Genomic DNA, 20,436 nt, shown 5'->3' with positions numbered 1-20,436 from the left:
TGTGAAGCCTCTTAAACGCTTTTCGATAACATTTTTCGATGAGTGTGGATCGACATCACAATGCCAAATCCCGCCATAAGCACAATCAACGCTGAACCGCCGTAGCTGACTAACGGCAACGGCACGCCAACTACCGGTAAGATACCACTAACCATGCCGATGTTAACAAAGACATAAACGAATAAAATCAGCATCAGGCCACCCGCCATCACGCGGCCAAAGGTGGTTTGCGCTTTAGCTGCAATCATCAGGCCTCGAATGATCACCAGCAGATACAGGGCCAGCAGAATCAGCACGCCCACCAGGCCCAGCTCTTCAGCCAGTACCGCGAAGATAAAGTCGGTGTGGCGTTCCGGCAAAAACTCCAGCTGTGACTGGGTGCCATGCAGCCAGCCTTTGCCGCGCAGACCACCGGAACCAATGGCGATTTTTGACTGAATAATGTGATAACCGGCACCCAGCGGATCGCTCTCGGGATCGAGCAGCATCATGACGCGGTCGCGCTGATAATCGTGCATCAGGAAGAACCAGAGCACCGGAATAAAGGCGGCAACCAGCAGCACCGCCACGCCAATCAACTTCCAGCTCATGCCTGACAGGAACAGCACGAACAGTCCGGATGCAGCGATCAAAATAGAGGTGCCGAGATCGGGCTGCGCAGCCACCAGCAGCGTGGGTAAAAAAATCAGTATCAGTGCGATGCCGGTGTTTTTCAGCGTAGGCGGACAGACGTCACGGTTAATAAAGCGCGCCACCATCAAAGGTACGGCGATTTTAGCGATCTCCGACGGCTGAAAGCGCACCACGCCGAGATCGAGCCAGCGCTGCGCGCCTTTACTGATTTGGCCGAAGGCGTCAACCGCCACCAGTAAGATGACACAGACGACATAGAGATAGGGTGCCCAGCCTTCATAGACGCGCGGCGGCACCTGAGCCAGCGTAATCATCACCACCAGCCCCATCAGAATCTGGCCGATTTTGCGCTCCATCATACCCGGGTCCTGGCCGCTGGCGCTCCACATCACAAAGGCGCTGTAGATCAGCAGCCCGGAAATAATGACTAAGAAAATGGGATCGATATGGAGACGCGTCCAGATCGATCTTTTTTGCGGACTATCGCTCATGGACATGATTATTCACCTTCGTAACCGGGTGGCACCGGCGCGGCGTCGGGCAGCACGGTGTTATTGTCGCCTAACATAATATGATCGAGGATTTGACGCATCACGGTTCCCACCGCCGGACCTGCGCCGCCGTTCTCCAGAATAATCGTTACCGCAACGCGCGGTTTGTCATAAGGGGCAAAGGCGGTCATCAGTTTGTGATCGCGCAGGCGCTCGGCAATTTTGTGGGCGTTATAGGTTTCGTTTTCTTTCAGGCCAAAGACCTGCGCCGTTCCCGATTTGGCAGCAATTTTGTAAGGCGCATCGGCAAAGCTTTTGTGCGCCGTGCCGTTGGCGCGGTTGGCAACGCCATACATGCCATCTTTGGCAATTTCCCAGTAGCCGGAGTGAATATCGGCGATTGGCTGACCCGGCGGCTGACGCCAGGGAACCAGTCGATTATTCTCGCGGGTGGCGCGCAGCAAATGCGGTACCTTCACCTGGCCATCGTTAATCAGAATCATCATCGCTTTGTTCATCTGCAGCGGCGTAGCGGTCCAGTAACCCTGGCCGATGCCGACCGGAATAGTGTCGCCCTGATACCATGGCTTTTTAAACCGCTTCTGCTTCCATTCGCGGGTCGGCATGTTGCCGGGATTTTCCTGCGGCAAATCGACGCCGGTGCGCTCGCCATAGCCGAACTTGTTCATCCATTCGCCCAGGCGATCGATGCCCATGTCATAGGCGACCTGATAGAAGAAGGTGTCCGCTGACTCTTCCAGCGACCTGGTGACGTTCAGCCGGCCGTGGCCCCACTTTTTCCAGTCACGGTAACGCTTTTCAGAACCCGGCAGCTGCCACCAGCCCGGATCAAACAGACTGGTATTGCGGTTGATAACGCCAGCGCTGAGCGCTGAAACAGCAACGTAGGGCTTAACGGTTGAGGCGGGCGGATAGGCCGCCTGAATAGCGCGGTTGTAAAGTGGGCGGTTTTCATCGCTGAGCAGCGCCTTGTAATCCTTGCTGGATATGCCGTCAACAAACAGGTTGGCGTCGTAGCTCGGGGTCGAGACCAGTGCCAGCAGTTCGCCGGTACGCGGATCCGAAACCACGACCGCCGCCCGGCTGCCGGCCAGCAGCGTTTCGATATATTGCTGTAGCTTGAGATCGATAGTCAGCCAGATATCACGGCCCGCCTGAGGCGACTGTTCATGCAACTGGCGGATCACGCGCCCGCGGTTGTTGACTTCAACCTCTTCATAGCCGGTTTTGCCATGCAGGACATTTTCATAAAAGTTTTCGATACCGAGTTTACCGATATCGTGAGTCGCGGCGTAGTTAGGCCACAGCCCCTCTTTATCGAGGCGCGCGACGTCGCGGTCATTTATTTTGGATACGTAGCCCACCACGTGGGTTAACGTCGGACCGTAAGGGTAATAACGGCGCTGATAACCTTTGACCTCAACGCCAGGAAAGCGGTACTGATTAACAGCAAAACGCGCGACCTGCACATCGTTCAGCCCGGTCTTTAATGCAATTGAGGTAAAGCGGCGTGAGCGCTTGCGCTCTTTCTCAAACGCATCAAGATCGTCATCGGTGAGATCAAGCACCGGACGCAGCGCCTGTAGCGTCTGCTGCAAATTATCGACCTTTTCCGGCACCAGTTCGGCCTGATAGATCGTGCGATTCAGCGCCAGCGGCGTGCCGGCGCGATCGTAAATAATACCGCGGCTCGGCGCCACTGGCACCAGCTTGATACGGTTCTCATTGGAGCGCGTACTGTAATCTTCGAAGCGCAGGATCTGCAGGTGGTAAAGGTTAACCACCAGAATGCTGGAGAGGAGGAGAATGCCAAAAAATGCGATCAGCGCACGGCGCACAAACAGGGTTTGCTCGCCGGTATAATCTCGAAATGAGTTACGTTGTAATTTCATCCGCTGCTTGAGTTGTCCGGTTAGCTCTGTGGTTTATTCACGGTGATAAGGATGATTGGTCGTGATACTCCATGCACGGTATAAACTCTCTGCCACCAACACGCGCACCAGCGGATGAGGCAAGGTGAGGGCTGAGAGTGACCAGCTCTGCTCCGCTGCGGCTTTACAGGCGGGAGCCAGTCCTTCCGGACCGCCGATAAGCAGGCTGACATCACGTCCGTCCTGTTTCCAGCGTTCAAGTTGCTGAGCAAGCTGTGGCGTTTCCCACGGCTGACCCGGTATATCAAGCGTCACAATGCGATTGCCTTTGCCGACCGCCGCCAACATCGCTTCGCCTTCTTTTTCCAGAATGCGTTTGATATCAGCATTTTTGCCGCGTTTACCCGCCGTGACCTCGATCAGCTCGAACGGCATATCCTTCGGGAAACGACGCAAGTACTCCATAAAGCCGGTTTGTACCCAATCCGGCATTTTGGTGCCAACGGCAACCAGCTGCAATTTCACCGCTTAGCTCCAGAGTTTTTCCAGCTCATACAGAACACGGCTCTCTTCCTGCATAACGTGAACAATCACTTCGCCCAGATCGACCACGACCCAGTCAGCGGTGTTCTTACCATCAATACCTAATGGAATCAGACCCGCGGCGCGTGATTCCTGCACCACATGGTCGGCAATAGACATAACATGACGAGTGGACGTACCGGTGCAGATAATCATGCAGTCGGTGATGCTGGATTTACCCTGCACATCCAGTGAAACGATATCCTGACCTTTAAGATCATCAATCTTATCAATAACGAACTCTTGGAGTGATTTACCTTGCAAAAGGTTCCCCTTCGATAACATCAGATTAGTGGGAGTGGCGGGCGCAGATGATAAACGGCTGTTGCCGCAGAGGTGAACCCGCGTTGCGCAGCCCGGCGCCTTGCCGAAAATTAAGCGGCGTAGTATATCATGCGTGCCTTAGCCGCGATACAAGCCAGCATGGCTAATATAATCGATAACCGCGTCGGGCAGCAGATCGCTGCAGGATTGTTTTTGTAAATATCGTTGACGGATTTCGGTGGCGGAAATATTTATCATCGGCGTATCGGCCAGATAAATTAAGCCGTGCGGCTGCTGGTGAAAGCGCGCCGTGTCGCGGCAAACATGGCGGTCGAGCCAGTTCTGCATCTCTTCATTGGCCATCTCAGCCGGATAGCCGGGCCTTTTACACACCAACAGGTGGCACAATTCCAGCAGTTCCTGCCACTGATGCCAGTGGTGCAGCGTCAGCAAGGAATCCTGACCGATAATGAATCCTACCGGTTGCTGTGGGCCACGTTCAGCGCGTAATCCGCGCAGGGTTTCCACGGTGTAAGAGGGCGTTTGTCGCTGCAATTCGCGCAGATCGATGTTGAACAGGGGACGATCGGCGATTGCCTGTTCAATCATCGCTACCCGCTGAGCTGCGCTCGCTTCCGGCTGCGGTTTGTGCGGCGGAACATTATTGGGCAGCAGCGTGACCTGCTGTAACCCGATCTGGCGAGCCAGCGCCTCGACCGGGCGCAGATGACCATAATGGATGGGATCAAAGGTGCCGCCAAACAGCGCCTGCAGCGCCGGACTATTCACTGGCGAACGCCGCTGGAAATTGAGGATGACATAACATCAGCGAAAGCGTCTCCAGCTGTGACCAGAGCGACTGGCCGTAATCCTGCTTCAACGTAATCTCCATCTGCGTCAGCAGGGAGATCGCCTGATGCAGGCGCTGCAGATTCAAACGTTGCAGCGCGTCGGTAAACAGCTGGCGTCGATTTTGCCAGACGCGCAGTTGATCAAGCTGCGTGCGCAACGGCTGATTGTTAACGTTACGCTGCAGCGTTAACAGCGTCATGAGATCGCGTTGCACGGTACGTAACAAAATTACCGGTTCGCCATCTTCACTGCGCAGCTGCTGCAAAATATGCAGCGCGCGTTTGCTTTTACCGGCCAGCAGCGCATCAACCCAGTGAAACGGCGTGAAATGTGCTGCATCATTGACCGCCTGCTCGACACGAGGCAGTGTCAGTTTGCCATCGGGCCACAGCAGCGACAGACGTTGTAGCGCCTGCGACAACGCCAGCAGATTGCCTTCATAGCAATAAGCCAACAGCTGAACCGAAGGGTCGTCAATGGTCAGTTGCATCGCTTTGGCGCGGCTGGCGATCCAGCGCGGCAGCTGAGCCTGTTCCGGCGTCTGGCAGGGAACCAGCACCGCATTGCTGCTTAATGCTTTAAACCAGGCGGCATTTTCCTGAGCTTTGGTCAGCCGATGACCGCGCACGATCAGCAAAATGTCGTCGTGCAGCAGCGTGCTGAGTTTCAGTAACTGTTCGGCGATAGCGGCATTAGGGCCGTTATCTGGCAAAGTTAAGGTCAGGGTTTGCCGCGTTGCGAACAGGCTTAACGCCTGGCATACGCTGAAAATGGTTTCCCAGTCGGTGCTGGCATCCAGCGGCATGCTGAGATGTTCAGTAAATTCCTGCTGATGTGCTGCAGAGCGTATGGCATCCTGACTTTCCTGCAGCAAAAGCGGCTCATTGCCCAGCAGGAAATAACAGGCGCGCAGCCCCTCACGGAGCTGCGCGCCAAGTTGCTCAGGATAAATCCTGATCATTGCAGGCTGGTTGCCGAAGAAGAGGGCACTTCTGCCGATCCGCTGCCGGGCTCAATGATCTCCGGCTCCGGCAGGGTCGCTTTGTTGTTCTGCTGTGCCGCATGAACCGTCAGCAGCTTGCGCACCAGTTGCTCGGCTGCACGCTGACGCATCTCCTGCACGATCATGTCCTGCTCAGTATCTTTAGCCAGCGCCGCCTGCGGGTTATCGAAGAAAGAACGATAGACCGTGGTGCTTATTGGATAAATGCCCTTACCGGGCAACAAGACCTGCGCATTCAACGTCATGACCAGCGAGTACTCGGCCGTTTTGCCATCACGAAAAACGGTCGCGGTGTCGCGGCCCTGCACTTCACCCTGCAAACGCAGCGAAGGAATATCGATACGATTTTTCTTGCTGTCCTCAACAATTTTAACGTTGTTGATACGCAGCTGCTGGCGTACCGCACGCGCCAGCGGTCCATACGGGTCGCCACTGTCGACGATGAGGGTTTTCATTTCAGACGGCACCTGCGTGGTGCCGCGAGGATGAAAGCCGCAACCGGCGGTGATTAACACCGCCAGCCCCAGAAACATACTCAGAATCGGATGTCGCACACTTCCTCCTGAACTCAACCCACAACCAGGTTAAGCAGTTTGCCTGGGATATAAATCACTTTACGGATGGTGACGCCTTCCAGATATTTTGCCACCAGATGCTCTTCCGCCGCGCGCGCCTGAACCTGCTCCTGCGTAGCCGCGGCATCAACGGTAATTTTACCGCGCACCTTGCCGTTCACCTGCACCACCACCAGCACGGTATCTTCTACCATGGCGGATTCGTCGGCCTGCGGCCATGGCGCATTGTCGATATCGCCGCTGCCACCCAACGCCTGCCACAGCACAAAGCTGGTATGCGGCGTGAAAGGATAAAGCATACGGGTTACCGCCAGTAACGCTTCCTGCATCAGTGCACGATCCTGATCATTTTCCTGCGGCGCGCGCGCCAGCTTGTTCATCAGCTCCATAATGGCAGCAATAGCGGTGTTAAAGGTCTGACGACGACCGATATCATCCGCCACTTTTGCGATGGTTTTGTGCAGATCGCGACGCAGTGATTTCTGATCATCATTCAGCGCGGCGATGTTCAGTTCGCTGACGCCGCCTTGAGCGGTGTGTTCAAAAGCGAGTTTCCAGACGCGCTTCAGGAAGCGGTTTGCCCCTTCTACGCCGGACTCCTGCCACTCCAGCGTCATATCTGCCGGTGAGGCAAACATCATGAACAGGCGCACGGTATCGGCGCCGTAACGCTCAACCATGACCTGCGGATCGATGCCGTTGTTTTTCGACTTCGACATTTTGCTCATGCCCGCGTAGATCAGCTCATGACCGGCGGCATCGCTGGCTTTAGTGATACGGCCTTTCTCGTCACGCTCAACGGTAACGTCAACCGGAGAAACCCAGTTACGTTCACCGTTTACGCCAACGTAATAGAAGGCATCCGCCAGCACCATGCCCTGACACAGCAGGCGCTTTGCCGGCTCGTCAGAGGTCACCAGGCCAGCATCACGCAGCAGCTTGTGATAAAAACGGAAGTACATCAGGTGCATGATGGCGTGTTCAATACCGCCCACGTACTGATCCACTGGCAGCCAATAGTTAGCCGCTGCCGGATCCAGCATGCCCTTGTCATAGTCCGGGCAGGTGTAACGCGCATAATACCAGGAGGACTCCATAAAGGTGTCAAAGGTATCGGTTTCACGCAGCGCAGGCTGACCATTAACAGTAGTTTTAGCCCATTCAGGATCGGCTTTAATCGGGCTGGTGATACCATCCATGACCACATCTTCCGGCAGAATAACCGGCAGCTGATCTTCTGGTGTTGGAATCACGGTGCCATCTTCCAGCGTGACCATTGGAATCGGTGCGCCCCAGTAACGCTGGCGCGATACACCCCAGTCACGCAGACGGTAATTCACTTTGCGCTCGCCGACGCCTTTATTAGCCAGCGCCGTAGCGATAGCATCAAAGCCTGCGGCGTGATCCAGCCCGTCGAACTCACCTGAGTTGAACAGCGTACCTTTTTCGGTCATGGCCGCTGCGCTGATGTCCGGCGCGCTGCCGTCAAGATTCAACACGACCGGTTTGATTTGCAGGTCATATTTAGTGGCGAATTCCCAGTCACGCTGGTCATGCGCCGGTACTGCCATTACCGCGCCGGTGCCGTATTCCATCAGCACAAAGTTAGCCACCCAGACAGGCACATTTTCACCGCTTAGCGGATGGATGGCGTGCAGGCCGGTTGCCATGCCTTTCTTCTCCATGGTCGCCATGTCCGCTTCAGCCATTTTGGTGTTGCGGCACTCGGCGATGAAATCAGCCAGCGCGGGATTATTCACAGAGGCCTGAGTCGCCAGCGGATGACCCGCGGCTACGGCAACGTAAGTTGCGCCCATGAAGGTATCCGGGCGCGTGGTATACACGGTGACGGTCTCTTCGCTTTCCGCAACCTTAAAGGTGATTTCAACCCCTTCAGAGCGGCCAATCCAGTTGCGCTGCATGGTTTTGACCTGCTCAGGCCACTCTTCCAGCTTATCGAGATCGTTGAGCAACTCTTCTGCATAATCGGTGATTTTAATAAACCACTGTGGAATCTCTTTGCGCTCCACTTTGGTATCACAGCGCCAGCAGCAGCCATCGATCACCTGCTCATTGGCCAGCACGGTCTGGTCGTTTGGACACCAGTTCACCGCCGAGGTCTTTTTGTAGACCAGGCCTTTCTCATAGAGCTTGGTGAAGAACCACTGTTCCCAGCGATAGTATTCTGGCTGACAGGTAGCCAACTCGCGGCTCCAGTCATAACCAAAACCCAGCAGCTTCAGCTGGTTTTTCATGTACTCGATGTTGTCGTAGGTCCAGGGCGCTGGTGCAGTATTGTTTTTCACCGCAGCACCTTCCGCTGGCAGGCCGAATGCGTCCCAGCCGATTGGCTGCAGCACATTTTTACCCAGCATGCGCTGATAACGGGCGATCACATCACCAATGGTGTAGTTACGCACGTGTCCCATGTGTAGGCGGCCAGAAGGATAGGGCAGCATGGAAAGGCAGTAATATTTCTCTTTGCCTTCCTGTTCGGTCACTTTGAAAGTTTGATTTTCGTGCCAGTATTGCTGGACGTGGGATTCTATCTCTTCAGGGCGGAATTGCTCTTGCATGGCAGCCGGGAGTCCTTTGTGAATAGCGCGAAGCTTAAATCGTCTCATTTAGATCCGCATAGCATAGCCGATAAGGCCTGGCAGCAACAACACTTCAGGGAAGGGCCCGGCGCATTTCTCATTAAGCTGGAAGCCGCACAGCAATATTTGATTCTCCCCTGACGAACGACACGGCAAATTTACCAGACGCGCTATTCTTAATAGGTCACTTATGGGCTAAAAGGAGCAATAAAATGAATAAGGTTGCGCAAACCTATCGCGATCTGTTGGCCTCATTAACCGAGCGCTTGCATCAGGGCGATCGTGATGTGGATGCACTGGTTAGCGATGCGCATGACCAGCTTTTATCACGTGGTGAACTCACACCGGAACAGGTTGATGAGGTCACGCGCGCGGTGCGCCGAGATTTAGGCGAGTTTGCCCGCAGCTATCAGAAGACGGAATCGCCCGCCAGCGACAGCGTGTTCATGCGCGTAATCAGAGAAAGCATCTGGAAGGAACTGGCAGACATTACCGACAAAAGTCAGCTTGAGTGGCGCGAGGTGTTCCAGGATCTGCATCATCACGGCGTCTATCAAAGCGGCGAGGTGGTGGGATTGGGTAATTTAGTGTGTGAGAAATGCCATTTCACCCGCGCTATCTATACGCCTGAAACCCTGACGCGCTGTGCAGAGTGTGGTCACGATCAGTTTCAACGGCAGCCGTTTGAGCCCTGAGTGAAAAGGCGAAGCGGTGCTTCGCCCCTTTTTCATTGATTTCATTGATGCAGATTTATCAGTGCAGAATCTTGGCGAGGAAATCTTTTGCCCGATCTGACTGCGGATTGTTAAAAAAGGCATCTTTAGGTGAATCTTCAATGATTTTGCCTTCGTCCATGAAGATCACCCGATTCGCTACCTTGCGCGCAAAGCCCATTTCATGGGTTACCACCATCATGGTCATGCCTTCGTGCGCCAGCTCAACCATCACATCAAGCACCTCATTGATCATTTCCGGATCCAGCGCGGAGGTCGGTTCATCAAACAGCATCGCCACCGGATCCATACACAACGCACGCGCAATCGCCACACGCTGCTGCTGGCCGCCCGACAGCTGACCTGGATTCTTGTTGGCATGCGCGGTTAATCCCACACGTGCCAGCAGCTTGAGGCCTTTTTCCTGTGCGGCAGCTTTATCACGCTTCAGCACTTTTACCTGCGCCAGCGTCAGGTTTTCCAGAATAGTTAAATGCGGAAACAGCTCAAAGTGCTGGAACACCATGCCGACTTTGGCACGCAGCTGCGCCAGATTGGTTTTCTTATCGGTCAGCTGAATACCATTGACGTCGATGACGCCTTTTTGGATGGGCTCCAGCCCGTTGACCGTTTTGATCAGCGTTGATTTACCCGATCCTGACGGACCGCAAACCACCACCACTTCGCCTTTTTTTACCTCGGTTGAGCAGTCGGTTAGCACCTGAAAGTGACCATACCACTTCGAAACATTCTTCAGGGTAATCATTTACACTGTCCTTCTTTTTTTCAAATAGCTCACCAACAGCGAGGCGCTGAGGCTGATCACAAAGTAAACCAGGCCCGCAAACAGCACCATTTCTACCTGGGTACCATCGCGTTCGCCGATAGACGAGGCGGTGCGGAAGAAATCCGCAAGGCTGAGCACATAGACCAGCGAAGTGTCCTGAAACAGCACGATGCCCTGCGTCAGTAACAGCGGCACCATCGCCCGGAACGCCTGCGGTAAAATAATGAGTTTCATCGATTGCCAGTGTGTCATGCCGAGCGCCAGTGCCGCATTGCCCTGACCGCGCGCCACGCTCTGGATACCGGCGCGAATAATCTCGGAATAGTAGGCGGCTTCAAACAACGAAAACGCTACCATGGCGGAAATCAGACGAATATCAGCCTTCGGTGACAGGCCCAACACCTGTTGTAAAAAGCTTGGCACCACCAGGTAAAACCACAGCAGCACCATCACCAGCGGCACTGAGCGGAACAGGTTGACATACAGTTTGGCAAACCAGCTGATCGGTTTGAACGTAGACAGGCGCATGACCGCCAGCAGCGTGCCCCAGACAATGCCAAATACGATCGCCGTAACGGTGATTTTCAGCGTGATCGCTAAACCGTTCAGCAAATAGGGCAGGCTGGGAACAATGGAACTCCAGTCAAACTCGTACATTATTTACTCCCTGCCGCGCCCGGCAATCGAATCTTGCGCTCAACCAAACTCATAATGAACATGATCACCATATTGATGGCGATATAGGCCAGCGTAATCGCGGTGAAGGATTCATAGGCGTGCGCGGAATAATCGAGCAGCTTTCCTGCCTGCGCGGCCATATCGACCAGGCCAATGGTGGAGGCGATGGCGGAGTTTTTAACCAGGTTAAGCATTTCCGAGGTCAACGGCGGCACAACCACGCGATAAGCATTGGGCAGCAGCACGTAGCGGTAGGTTTGCGGCAACGTTAATCCCATCGCCAGCCCGGCATTTTTTTGGCCGCTGGGCAGCGACTGAATGCCGGCTCTGACCTGCTCGCACACGCGTGCAGCGGTAAACAGCCCAAGGCAAATCATCGAGGAGAGAAAGAACTGAATGTTGGGATCGAGCTCGGATTTGTACCACATGCCCAGATCTTCACCGACCAGCTCCGGTGCCACCAGATACCAGAAAAAGAACTGCACAATCAGCGGGATATTACGGAAAAGCTCGACGTAGCAGGTGCCAATAGCGGAAAGAAAGCGGTTAGGTACGGTGCGCAGAATTCCGAACAGCGAACCGATAAAAAAGGCGATCACCCAGGCACAAATCGATACCGCAATGGTGACCTGAAACCCCGACCATAGCCAGCCGAGATAGGTGGTGTTTCCGAACGGAGCCTGTTCAAGAAATATGCCCCAGTTCCAATCAATACCCATAACAAACTCCGGTAAAAAAGGGTAGCGAGGCTACCCTGAAGATTGATGTGAAGCTTGTGGTTAACGCCCGTCAGGGAACGACTGACCGGCGCTCTGTCTGTCCATGCTTCTTTACAGCAATCGAGAGGGCAGCGGGCTGCCCTTGTTTTTCTGATTAGTTTAACGCTTTGTCATTCGGCGTTTTGAACAGCGTTTTCATGTCATCCGACAGCGCAAAGCTCATGTTTAAGTTTTTAGGTGGAATCGGCTGCTTAAACCACTTATCAAACCATTTCTCTGCCTGACCCGAGGTCTGCGCTTTGGCAATGGTTTCATCCACTAAGGTTTTAAACGCCGGATCGTCTTTACGTAGCATACAGCCGTAAGCTTCTTTCGACTGCGGCGTGCCAACAATTTCCCAGTTATCCGGCTTCTTGGCTTTGGCGCGTTCGCCAGCCAGCAGTGCATCATCCATCATAAAGGCGACAGCGCGGCCGGTTTCCAGCGTACGGAATGAGTCGCCATGATCTTTGGCGCTGATAATACGCAGTTCAAGTTTTTGCTCATCGTTCAGCTTGTGCAGCAGCACTTCCGAGGTCGTGCCCGAAGTGACCACCACCGTTTTGCCTTTCAGATCGCTGAAGTCTTTAATCGGACTGCCTTTCTTCACCAGCAGACGGGTGCCAATCACAAAAATAGTATTGGAAAAGGCGGCCTGTTTCTGACGCTCAACGTTGTTAGTGGTTGAGCCGCACTCGTAATCGTAGGTGCCGTTTTGTAGCAGAGGAATACGGTTCTGCGACGTGATAGGCAGCATTTTGACCTGCAGATCGGGTTTGTTCAGTTTGGTTTTGATCGCTTCAACGATAGCGTTGGAATAATCCTGTGAGTAACCGACGACTTTTTGCTGGTTGTCATAATATGAAAAAGGAACTGAAGATTCGCGATGGCCAACAACGATAACGCCGTTGTCGTTGATCTTCTTGAGCGTGCCGGTGAGCTCCTCCGCCTGGGCTGCTCCAGCTGCTGTAGTAATAAGCAAGAGGGATAAAGCCACTTTGCGCATCTGCATGTTACAACTCCTTCGCTATGGTGACGCAAACGTTGCCCTGCGCCGATTATGATGTGGTGATGCATGCGTTGTCAGGCCGGTGCCATGCGTAAACCAGCATGGTCGGGAGCCTGTCAGGCGCTGCGTCTTGCTGCTTTTCTTATCGTCCCAAAGCGGTTTGCGCTTTGAATAGCCTTAACATAACGGATTGTTAACGACTCGAAACAGAATTGTTCGCTTTTTGAGAGCCAGTCCGCACCAAAAAAAGGCATATCTGCGCGCTTGCCCCAATTCAGGGCGGCGGAATGTGCTTTTCTGGTGCGGTTAGCCAGGATATTTCTCAGCATTACTGTTTCGTTAACTATTCCGATAAAAGGATAAGCAAGCGTTATGCCAATATTGAGAAGAATGCTGAAGCGAGCGCGGAAGAGGCAGTGGAAAAAAGGGGCCGCAAGGGCCCCCAAAGCATTAACGGCGTTGTGAGAAGCGGCGAATAAGCGCTATTACGGCGCCAGCCAGTGTGATCAGCCAGATAGTGGTATTGCCTGTGCGGGCATAAGGCGTCAATCCGCTGGTTGGCATGACTCGGGTGGTCAGCACCTGACGCGTAAACTGCGGGATCATGCTTTGCACCTCACCGCTGGCATCCACCACTGCGGTCACGCCGTTGTTAGTACTGCGCAGCAGAGGGCGGCCCAGCTCCAGCGCGCGCATACGGGCCATCTGAAAATGCTGCCACGGCCCGATTGAATGGCCGAACCAGGCATCATTTGACACGGTAAGCAGGAAGTTAGTATCCGGACGGAAATTGTCGCGCACCTGTTGTCCCAGCACGATTTCATAGCAAATAGCCGCGGTGAGATGATAGCCCGCCACATTCAGCTGTGGCTGAACATAGTCACCCCGGCTGAAAGAGGACATTGGCAGATCGAAGAACGGCGCCAGAGGACGCAACAGGCTCTCCAGTGGTACGAACTCACCAAAGGGCACCAGATGGTTTTTCTGGTAGCGATTACTGCTCTGATAATCGTAAGCCTGCTCGCCGCCCAGCACGATAATTGAGTTGTAATCGTGATAGCGATTTTGCTCCAGCCGCGAATCCACGATACCGGTGATTAGCCCGCTGCCGCCGTTGCGTAGCGCAGTATCGAGGCTGTGCAGGAAAGGCTGCTGGTTGACCTCTAAATCGGAAATCGCCGACTCGGGCCAAATGATAATGGGCGCCTTGCCGATAAACGGCTGGGTAAGTCCGGTATAAATACGCAGCGTATTAATCAATTGCTGCGGATCCCACTTCAGCGACTGGGGAATATTTCCCTGCACCATAGCAACGTCAACGCTGCGATCGGGCAGAGGCTGATACCAGTGAATAAAGCGTAGTGGCCACGGCAACGCCAGCAACAGCAGCGCGGCGATCGCAGGTAGCCAACGGCGCTGCATCACGGCGTACACCGCTAATCCTGCCACTATCATTAAGACAAAGGTGATGGTCTCCACACCAGCCACAGGCGCAAGGCCTTTTAACGGGCCGTTGATCTGACTGTAACCAAACTGTAGCCACGGAAAACCGGTGAGGATCCAGCCGCGCAAAAACTCGGTAATCTGCCACAGAACCGGTGCCGCTACCGCCAGGCGTAGCAGGGTTGTGGTACGAAACAGGCGATTAAGCAGGGCGGCAAACAGCGCGGGATAGATGGCCAAATAGGCGGCCAGCAGGATCACCAGAAAGACGTTTACAGCGCCAGGCATACCACCAAAGGTGGCGATGCTGACGTAAACCCAGTTAATGCCGCTACCAAAAAGGCCAAATCCCCAGGCAAAGCCAAGGGCGCTGGCCTGTGGCGTGGTGCGATTAAGGATTAGCGCCTGCAGACCAAACAGCGAAAAAAGTGCCGCTGGCCAGAAGTCATAAGGAGAAAAAGCAAGGGTGCCAACGGCACCCGAAAGTAACGCCAGCAACAGGCGAACCCGCTGGCGTTGCAGGACAGAGGCAATAACCATAACGCTGTTATTCATCCAGTTGAGGTTGAGCCGAATTTTCCGGAATTTTTACATGGACCTGGATGATACGGCGGCTGTCGGCCATCGCAACTTTAAAATGGTAACCATCGATGGTAATGCTTTCACCGCGAGCGGGAAGATGACCAAACGCCTGCATGACGAGGCCGCCAATCGTATCCACTTCTTCATCGCTGAAGCTGGTTTCGAACACCTCATTGAAATCTTCAATCGGCGTTAACGCGCGAATGGTATAGGTGTGCTTGCTGAGCTGACGGATATCACGATCTTCTTCATCGTCATATTCATCTTCAATCTCGCCAACAATCAACTCGAGGATATCTTCAATGGTCACCAGACCCGAGACGCCGCCAAACTCATCGATCACGATAGCCATGTGATAGCGCTGCGAGCGGAACTCCTTCAGCATGCGGTCAACCCGCTTGCTTTCCGGCACCACTACCGCAGAACGTAACACTTTTTCCATGCTGAAGGGTTCAGATCCGCTGCTCATAAAAGGCAGTAAATCTTTTGCCATCAGAATGCCTTCGACATGATCTTTATCTTCACTGATCACCGGGAAGCGGGAATGCGCGGATTCGATAATGACATCGAGGCACTCTTCCAGCGTCTGATTCCGCTTGAGGGTAATCATTTGTGAACGTGGAATCATGATGTCACGCACGCGTTGTTCCGCGATATCCATGACGCCTTCCAGCATGTCGCGGGTATCCTGATCGATCAATTCGTTTTGTTCGGAATCGCGGATAAGTTCCAGTAAATCCTCACGGTTTTTTGGCTCGCCGTGAAAAAGCTGGTTGAGGATCAGGGAAAAAAATCCCTTTTTACTACTGGGGCTGTCGCTATTTTGTGAATGGTCATCGCTCATGGCGTTTACGTTCAGGTCTCTCTACTGCGGATTGGGCTGCCAGCGTCATGCTGGCAGATGGGAATTGCTGTTACTCACGCCGCTCAGGGCGCTTCTTTCTCCGAAATGTACGGGTCAGGATAACCAAGAGCAAGCATTATCTCTGTCTCGATGCCTTCCATCTCTTCCGCTTCATCATCTTCGATATGGTCGTAGCCAAGCAGATGCAAACTGCCGTGGATGACCATATGCGCCCAGTGGGCTTCCAGTGATTTTTCCTGCTCGACCGCCTCACGCTCAACCACCTGACGACAAATAATCAGGTCGCCCAGCAGAGGTAACTCTATGCCAGGCGGGGCTTCAAAGGGAAAAGAGAGCACATTGGTGGGCTTTTCTTTACCGCGATAAGTATGGTTGAGCTGTTGGCTTTCCGCCTCATCGACGAGGCGGATCGTCACTTCGCTCTCCTCCTGAAACTGCGGCAGAACCGCCTCCAGCCAGCGCTGAAAATCAGATTCTGGCGGCAGGCCGACGTCAGATTCACAGGCCTGTTGCAGATCAAGAATCACTTCACTCATTTTGGCTCCTGCGCAGCAGCCTGCGCTGCCAGCGCCTCACGCTTGCGCTCTTCGGTTTGTTGATCGCGTCGCTTCTGGTCTGCTTCTTCCCAGGCTTCATAAGCCGTCACGATACGCGCAACCACTGGATGACGAACCACGTCTTCACTGTGGAAGAAGTTAAAGCTTAGCTCTTCAACCTCGGAGAGTACTTCAATAGCATGACGCAAGCCTGACTTAGTATGTTTTGGCAGGTCAATCTGCGTAACGTCGCCGGTGATAACCGCTTTGGAGTTGAAGCCAATGCGCGTCAGAAACATTTTCATCTGCTCGATGGTGGTGTTCTGACTTTCATCCAGGATGATAAAGGCATCGTTCAGCGTACGGCCGCGCATATAGGCCAGCGGAGCCACTTCGATCACGTTGCGCTCCATCAATTTTTCAACTCGCTCAAAGCCCAGCATCTCAAATAGCGCATCGTAAAGCGGGCGCAGGTAAGGATCGACTTTCTGACTCAGATCGCCGGGTAAAAAGCCCAGTTTTTCACCCGCTTCGACCGCCGGACGCGTCAGCAGAATACGCCGTATTTCCTGACGTTCCAGCGCATCAACCGCGGCGGCGACGGCAAGATAGGTTTTACCGGTACCTGCCGGGCCAATGCCAAACGTAATATCATGGGCAAAAATATTGGCAATGTACTGCGCCTGATTAGGCGTGCGGGGTTTGATCACGCCGCGCTTGGTTTTGATGTTAACCGCTTTACCGTATTCCGGTACGCTTTCCGCAGTCTGCTCTAAAACCCGGCTCTCTTTGATCGCCAGATGAATCTGCTCAGGCTCAATGTCCGGGCTATTGCCGCGCATCGGGGCAGTATCAACATAGAGATCGCGCAGAATATCAGCCGCTGCGTTAACGCACAGCGTACGTCCTGAGAGCGTAAACGCATTGTCATGACGTTTAATCTCAATCCCCAGGCGTCGCTCGAGTTGTTTAATATTGTCGTCAAAAGGACCGCACAGGCTCAGCAGGCGACGATTGTCGGCAGGTTCTAATACGATTTCACGTGTTTCAATATTCAAACTAATCCTTTGGGTCACTCAGGGCCAGGTTGGAAGTGTAATAGGGGCCGCGCCAGTTGCGAATAGCAGCAGCCATAACGAAATTATTTATTCCGTCTGGCAATGGCGCAAGGCTGAGAGTGGATATTTGGGCGAATTGTTGCGAAAGCAAGTGCAAAACGGTGAAAACTCGCGACGCATCAGGGTGATGCGCCGCAAATTTTCTATTACGGTTGGAACTGGCCTACGCCAATCTCATTCTCTTTACGGGTACGGGCAATCACCGAAGCGGGGCTTTCCATGAGACGTAATCCCATCTCTTCTTCTGTGCGTATCACTTTACCGCGCAGCGAGTTGGCATAGACGTCAACGATTTCCACATCAACGAATTTACCGATCATCTCCGGCGAGCCTTCGAAATTCACCACACGGTTGTTCTCTGTGCGGCCAGAAAGTTCCATCACGTTTTTACGCGACAGTCCCTCAACCAGAATACGCTGAACGCTGCCCATCATATGACGGCTCAGGGACATCGCCTGCTGATTGATACGGTCCTGCAGAATATACAGGCGCTGCTTTTTCTCTTCTTCGCTGACGTCATCCGGCAGATCGGCTGCCGGCGTGCCCGGACGCGCCGAGTAGATAAAGCTGAAGCTCATGTCGAAGTTAACGTCGGCAATCAGCTTCATGGTCTTTTCAAAGTCGTCCTGGGTTTCGCCAGGGAAGCCAATGATAAAATCGGAACTGATCTGAATATCAGGACGCGCCGCACGCAGTTTACGAATGATAGCTTTGTATTCCAGCGCGGTATGGGCACGTTTCATTAGCGTCAGGATGCGATCCGAGCCGCTTTGTACCGGTAAATGCAGGAAGCTAACCAGCTCCGGCGTATCGCGATACACCTCGATAATATCGTCGGTAAATTCGATAGGATGGCTGGTGGTAAAACGAATGCGGTCGATACCATCAATGCCGGCAACCAGACGCAGCAGATCGGCAAAGGTACACATGCCGCCATCAAAGGTTTCGCAGCGATACGCATTAACGTTCTGACCCAGCAAATTCACCTCGCGAACGCCCTGAGACGCCAGCTGAGCGATCTCAAGCAGGATGTCATCGCTGGGACGGCTGACTTCTTCACCGCGGGTATAAGGCACCACGCAGAACGTACAATATTTATTACAGCCTTCCATGATGGACACAAAGGCGGTTGGGCCATCGGCACGCGGCTCCGGCAGACGGTCAAATTTTTCAATTTCCGGGAAGCTGATATCCACGACCGGACTTTTTGAGCCGCGTACGGTGTTGATCATTTCCGGCAGGCGATGCAGCGTCTGCGGCCCAAACACGATATCAACATAGTTAGCGCGTTGACGAATGTGATCGCCTTCCTGTGACGCGACGCAGCCGCCAACACCGATGATAAGATCGGGGTTACGCTCTTTCAGCGATTTCCAGCGTCCCAGCTGATGGAAGACCTTTTCCTGCGCTTTTTCGCGAATAGAACAGGTATTAAGCAGCAGGACATCCGCTTCTTCAGCGTTGTCGGTCAGCGTATAGCCGTGCGTGCTATCCAACAGATCGGCCATCTTCGATGAATCATATTCATTCATCTGACAGCCCCAGGTTTTTATGTGCAATTTTTTCGTCATCAGACTGGCCATTGATTTAGTGCAGAGAAGTGCAGGGCGCGTATTGTAATGCTTTGCTGCTGTTGTGACCAGTGCAGTGGCTTTTCTGTTTGCCTGCTATTTTTCCGGTACACTTTCATGATACCCGTCAGAACATTCGGTCTTAACGGTGACGCTTTCTTAGAAGGAAAAAACAATGCAGCCTGAACAATATGATGTTGCGATCGTGGGTGGCGGCATGGTGGGCGGTGCGCTGGCCTGCGGGCTGGCACAGCACGGCTTTAAGGTTATCGTGCTGGACCGCGACGTGCCGACTGAATTCGATCGCAGCAGCGATCCCGACCTGCGTATTTCAGCCATCAGCTGCCGCTCGGTAGATCTGTTGAAACAGCTTAATGTCTGGCAGGCGGTGCAGAAAATGCGCCTGGCGCCTTATCGCAAGCTGGAAACCTGGGAGTGGCAGACGGCGAAGGTTTCGTTTGATGCTGCTTCTTTGGGCTTGCCGGAGCTGGGATATATGGTGGAAAACCGCGTGCTGCAGTGGGCGCTCTGGCAGCAGATGCAGCAGGATAATGTCACCCTGCGCGCGCCAGCGACACTGCAGTCACTGCAGGAGAAAAATGCCGGCTGGGAATTGACGCTGGATAACGATCAGAAGATTCATGCCAATCTGGTGGTAGGCGCCGACGGGGCCAATTCACAGGTGCGGCAGTTGGCGGGCATCGGTATTCATGGCTGGAACTATGCACAGTCATGTATGCTGATCAGTGGTCGCTGCGCGCAGCCTGTTGGCGATACCACCTGGCAGAAGTTTACGCCTGACGGCCCACGCGCTTTTCTGCCGCTTTTTGATGAGTGGGCTTCGCTGGTGTGGTATGACAAACCGTCACGCTTGCGCCAGTTGCAGACACTCTCAATGGAGCAGCTAAGCAAAGAAATTAAAACGCACTTTCCGGCAAGGCTGGGAAATTTCACTCCGGTGGCGGCGGCCAGTTTTCCGTTGGTGCGCCGACACGCCACGCAATATGTGCTGCCGGGCCTTGCGCTGGTGGGTGATGCCGCCCATACCATCAATCCGCTGGCCGGGCAGGGAGTGAACTTGGGCTATCGCGATGTTGATGCCTTGATTGACGTGTTGCTGGCCGCGCGCAACGCAGCTGAAGCCTGGTGGACGCAGCCGGTGCTGCTGCGTTATCAGCGTCAGCGTCAGCGCGACAATATGCTGATGCAAAGCGGTATGGATCTGTTCTACTTTGCCTTCAGTAATCAGCTGGCACCGTTAAAGGCGTTAAGAAATATAGGTCTGATGGCGGCGCAGAATGCTGGCGTGATGAAGCGTAAGGCGCTGCGTTACGCTCTGGGGCTTTAAGCGCAGGGGAGCCGGGCTAATGGCGGCTCCTTCAATAAATAGCAGCCAATAAAAAACCCGCCGAAGCGGGTTTTTTACTTGATTTGGCTGGGGTGCAGGGATTCGAACCCCGGAATGCTGGTATCAGAAACCAGTGCCT

Annotated in this window: 20 protein-coding genes; 2 read left to right on the top strand and 18 right to left on the bottom strand. The window is 53.9% G+C overall.

What is annotated here, in order from left to right:
• Nucleotides 1–11: 11 nt before the first annotated feature.
• From mrdB to leuS, 8 genes are all read right to left on the bottom strand, one after another.
• A complete protein-coding gene (mrdB, locus tag ACJY2L_RS11185) occupies nucleotides 12–1,124 on the bottom strand; it encodes a peptidoglycan glycosyltransferase MrdB (protein WP_067435197.1) in 1,113 nt (370 codons plus the stop codon).
• Between the two features lie 8 nt (nucleotides 1,125–1,132).
• A complete protein-coding gene (gene mrdA / locus ACJY2L_RS11180; RefSeq protein WP_439212795.1) occupies nucleotides 1,133–3,037 on the bottom strand; it encodes a peptidoglycan DD-transpeptidase MrdA in 1,905 nt (634 codons plus the stop codon).
• A 33-nt stretch (nucleotides 3,038–3,070) separates the two neighbouring features.
• Entirely contained in the window at nucleotides 3,071–3,541 is a 471-nt protein-coding gene (gene rlmH / locus ACJY2L_RS11175) for a 23S rRNA (pseudouridine(1915)-N(3))-methyltransferase RlmH (protein ID WP_067428638.1), read from the bottom strand.
• A gap of 3 nt (nucleotides 3,542–3,544) precedes the next feature.
• Nucleotides 3,545–3,862, bottom strand: a complete 318-nt coding sequence (gene rsfS, locus ACJY2L_RS11170) for a ribosome silencing factor (protein ID WP_067428642.1) — start codon at nucleotides 3,860–3,862, stop codon at nucleotides 3,545–3,547.
• Between the two features lie 138 nt (nucleotides 3,863–4,000).
• Nucleotides 4,001–4,651 carry a nicotinate-nucleotide adenylyltransferase gene (gene nadD, locus ACJY2L_RS11165; protein ID WP_067428645.1) on the bottom strand — a complete coding sequence of 217 codons (651 nt, stop codon included), beginning with the start codon at nucleotides 4,649–4,651 and terminating at the stop codon, nucleotides 4,001–4,003.
• Nucleotides 4,644–5,675, bottom strand: a complete 1,032-nt coding sequence (holA, locus tag ACJY2L_RS11160) for a DNA polymerase III subunit delta (RefSeq protein ID WP_439212796.1) — start codon at nucleotides 5,673–5,675, stop codon at nucleotides 4,644–4,646. Before holA ends, nadD begins: the two co-directional genes overlap by 8 nt.
• Nucleotides 5,672–6,271, bottom strand: a complete 600-nt coding sequence (lptE, locus tag ACJY2L_RS11155) for an LPS assembly lipoprotein LptE (protein WP_439212797.1) — start codon at nucleotides 6,269–6,271, stop codon at nucleotides 5,672–5,674. Before lptE ends, holA begins: the two co-directional genes overlap by 4 nt.
• A gap of 14 nt (nucleotides 6,272–6,285) precedes the next feature.
• Nucleotides 6,286–8,868: a leucine--tRNA ligase gene (leuS, locus tag ACJY2L_RS11150; RefSeq protein WP_439212798.1), complete on the bottom strand. Its 2,583-nt coding sequence runs from the start codon at nucleotides 8,866–8,868 to the stop codon at nucleotides 6,286–6,288.
• A 233-nt stretch (nucleotides 8,869–9,101) separates the two neighbouring features.
• Between leuS and ACJY2L_RS11145 the strand changes: the two genes are divergently transcribed.
• Nucleotides 9,102–9,584 carry a zinc ribbon-containing protein gene (locus ACJY2L_RS11145; RefSeq protein WP_067428656.1) on the top strand — a complete coding sequence of 161 codons (483 nt, stop codon included), beginning with the start codon at nucleotides 9,102–9,104 and terminating at the stop codon, nucleotides 9,582–9,584.
• A 58-nt stretch (nucleotides 9,585–9,642) separates the two neighbouring features.
• On the opposite strand, the gene ACJY2L_RS11140 is transcribed toward ACJY2L_RS11145, so the two are convergent.
• The 10 genes from ACJY2L_RS11140 to miaB all read right to left on the bottom strand — a co-directional run bounded on the left by ACJY2L_RS11140 (nucleotide 9,643) and on the right by miaB (nucleotide 18,949).
• Nucleotides 9,643–10,368, bottom strand: a complete 726-nt coding sequence (locus tag ACJY2L_RS11140) for an amino acid ABC transporter ATP-binding protein (protein ID WP_067428659.1) — start codon at nucleotides 10,366–10,368, stop codon at nucleotides 9,643–9,645.
• Nucleotides 10,369–11,046, bottom strand: a complete 678-nt coding sequence (gltK, locus tag ACJY2L_RS11135; protein WP_067428662.1) for a glutamate/aspartate ABC transporter permease GltK — start codon at nucleotides 11,044–11,046, stop codon at nucleotides 10,369–10,371.
• Nucleotides 11,046–11,786 (bottom strand): amino acid ABC transporter permease, encoded by a 741-nt coding sequence (locus tag ACJY2L_RS11130; protein WP_067428665.1) that lies wholly within the window; start codon nucleotides 11,784–11,786, stop codon nucleotides 11,046–11,048. The genes gltK and ACJY2L_RS11130 overlap by 1 nt, the downstream gene beginning before the upstream one ends.
• A gap of 154 nt (nucleotides 11,787–11,940) precedes the next feature.
• On the bottom strand, nucleotides 11,941–12,837 hold the full coding sequence (locus ACJY2L_RS11125) for an amino acid ABC transporter substrate-binding protein (protein ID WP_067428669.1): 897 nt from the start codon (nucleotides 12,835–12,837) through the stop codon (nucleotides 11,941–11,943).
• Between the two features lie 113 nt (nucleotides 12,838–12,950).
• Nucleotides 12,951–13,163: a hypothetical protein gene (locus ACJY2L_RS11120; RefSeq protein ID WP_439212799.1), complete on the bottom strand. Its 213-nt coding sequence runs from the start codon at nucleotides 13,161–13,163 to the stop codon at nucleotides 12,951–12,953.
• Nucleotides 13,164–13,284: 121 nt separating this feature from the next.
• Nucleotides 13,285–14,817 carry an apolipoprotein N-acyltransferase gene (gene lnt, locus ACJY2L_RS11115; protein WP_187487895.1) on the bottom strand — a complete coding sequence of 511 codons (1,533 nt, stop codon included), beginning with the start codon at nucleotides 14,815–14,817 and terminating at the stop codon, nucleotides 13,285–13,287.
• 7 nt (nucleotides 14,818–14,824) lie between these two features.
• A complete protein-coding gene (corC, locus tag ACJY2L_RS11110; RefSeq protein WP_067428672.1) occupies nucleotides 14,825–15,703 on the bottom strand; it encodes a CNNM family magnesium/cobalt transport protein CorC in 879 nt (292 codons plus the stop codon).
• 83 nt (nucleotides 15,704–15,786) lie between these two features.
• Nucleotides 15,787–16,260, bottom strand: coding sequence for an rRNA maturation RNase YbeY (gene ybeY / locus ACJY2L_RS11105; RefSeq protein WP_187487896.1), 474 nt, complete (start codon nucleotides 16,258–16,260; stop codon nucleotides 15,787–15,789).
• Nucleotides 16,257–17,318: a PhoH family protein gene (locus ACJY2L_RS11100; protein WP_067428677.1), complete on the bottom strand. Its 1,062-nt coding sequence runs from the start codon at nucleotides 17,316–17,318 to the stop codon at nucleotides 16,257–16,259. The genes ybeY and ACJY2L_RS11100 overlap by 4 nt, the downstream gene beginning before the upstream one ends.
• 206 nt (nucleotides 17,319–17,524) lie before the next feature.
• Complete coding sequence (miaB, locus tag ACJY2L_RS11095) at nucleotides 17,525–18,949, bottom strand: tRNA (N6-isopentenyl adenosine(37)-C2)-methylthiotransferase MiaB (protein WP_067435203.1); 1,425 nt, start codon at nucleotides 18,947–18,949, stop codon at nucleotides 17,525–17,527.
• A gap of 175 nt (nucleotides 18,950–19,124) precedes the next feature.
• Here miaB and ubiF point away from each other — a divergent pair, with 175 nt between their 5' ends.
• Nucleotides 19,125–20,297, top strand: a complete 1,173-nt coding sequence (gene ubiF / locus ACJY2L_RS11090) for a 3-demethoxyubiquinol 3-hydroxylase (protein ID WP_439212800.1) — start codon at nucleotides 19,125–19,127, stop codon at nucleotides 20,295–20,297.
• Nucleotides 20,298–20,436 lie beyond the last annotated feature (139 nt).

This window comes from Duffyella sp. Ts4 (assembly GCF_051851875.1).
Taxonomy (GTDB): domain Bacteria; phylum Pseudomonadota; class Gammaproteobacteria; order Enterobacterales; family Enterobacteriaceae; genus Duffyella; species Duffyella gerundensis.
This window is presented reverse-complemented; position numbering and strand designations above follow the sequence as displayed.

Excerpts from the sequence above, each read along its gene's own strand:
- ACJY2L_RS11145 (WP_067428656.1), top strand. The coding sequence starts at position 9,102 with ATGAATAAGGTTGCGCAAACCTATCGCGATCTGTTGGCCTCATTAACC.
- holA (WP_439212796.1), bottom strand. The coding sequence starts at position 5,675 with ATGATCAGGATTTATCCTGAGCAACTTGGCGCGCAGCTCCGTGAGGGG.
- ybeY (WP_187487896.1), bottom strand. The coding sequence starts at position 16,260 with ATGAGTGAAGTGATTCTTGATCTGCAACAGGCCTGTGAATCTGACGTC.
- ACJY2L_RS11120 (WP_439212799.1), bottom strand. The coding sequence starts at position 13,163 with ATGCTGAGAAATATCCTGGCTAACCGCACCAGAAAAGCACATTCCGCC.
- ACJY2L_RS11140 (WP_067428659.1), bottom strand. The coding sequence starts at position 10,368 with ATGATTACCCTGAAGAATGTTTCGAAGTGGTATGGTCACTTTCAGGTG.
- lnt (WP_187487895.1), bottom strand. The coding sequence starts at position 14,817 with ATGGTTATTGCCTCTGTCCTGCAACGCCAGCGGGTTCGCCTGTTGCTG.
- corC (WP_067428672.1), bottom strand. The coding sequence starts at position 15,703 with ATGAGCGATGACCATTCACAAAATAGCGACAGCCCCAGTAGTAAAAAG.
- miaB (WP_067435203.1), bottom strand. The coding sequence starts at position 18,949 with ATGACGAAAAAATTGCACATAAAAACCTGGGGCTGTCAGATGAATGAA.
- gltK (WP_067428662.1), bottom strand. The coding sequence starts at position 11,046 with ATGTACGAGTTTGACTGGAGTTCCATTGTTCCCAGCCTGCCCTATTTG.
- leuS (WP_439212798.1), bottom strand. The coding sequence starts at position 8,868 with ATGCAAGAGCAATTCCGCCCTGAAGAGATAGAATCCCACGTCCAGCAA.
- mrdB (WP_067435197.1), bottom strand. The coding sequence starts at position 1,124 with ATGAGCGATAGTCCGCAAAAAAGATCGATCTGGACGCGTCTCCATATC.
- ACJY2L_RS11125 (WP_067428669.1), bottom strand. The coding sequence starts at position 12,837 with ATGCAGATGCGCAAAGTGGCTTTATCCCTCTTGCTTATTACTACAGCA.
- mrdA (WP_439212795.1), bottom strand. The coding sequence starts at position 3,037 with ATGAAATTACAACGTAACTCATTTCGAGATTATACCGGCGAGCAAACC.
- ubiF (WP_439212800.1), top strand. The coding sequence starts at position 19,125 with ATGCAGCCTGAACAATATGATGTTGCGATCGTGGGTGGCGGCATGGTG.
- ACJY2L_RS11130 (WP_067428665.1), bottom strand. The coding sequence starts at position 11,786 with ATGGGTATTGATTGGAACTGGGGCATATTTCTTGAACAGGCTCCGTTC.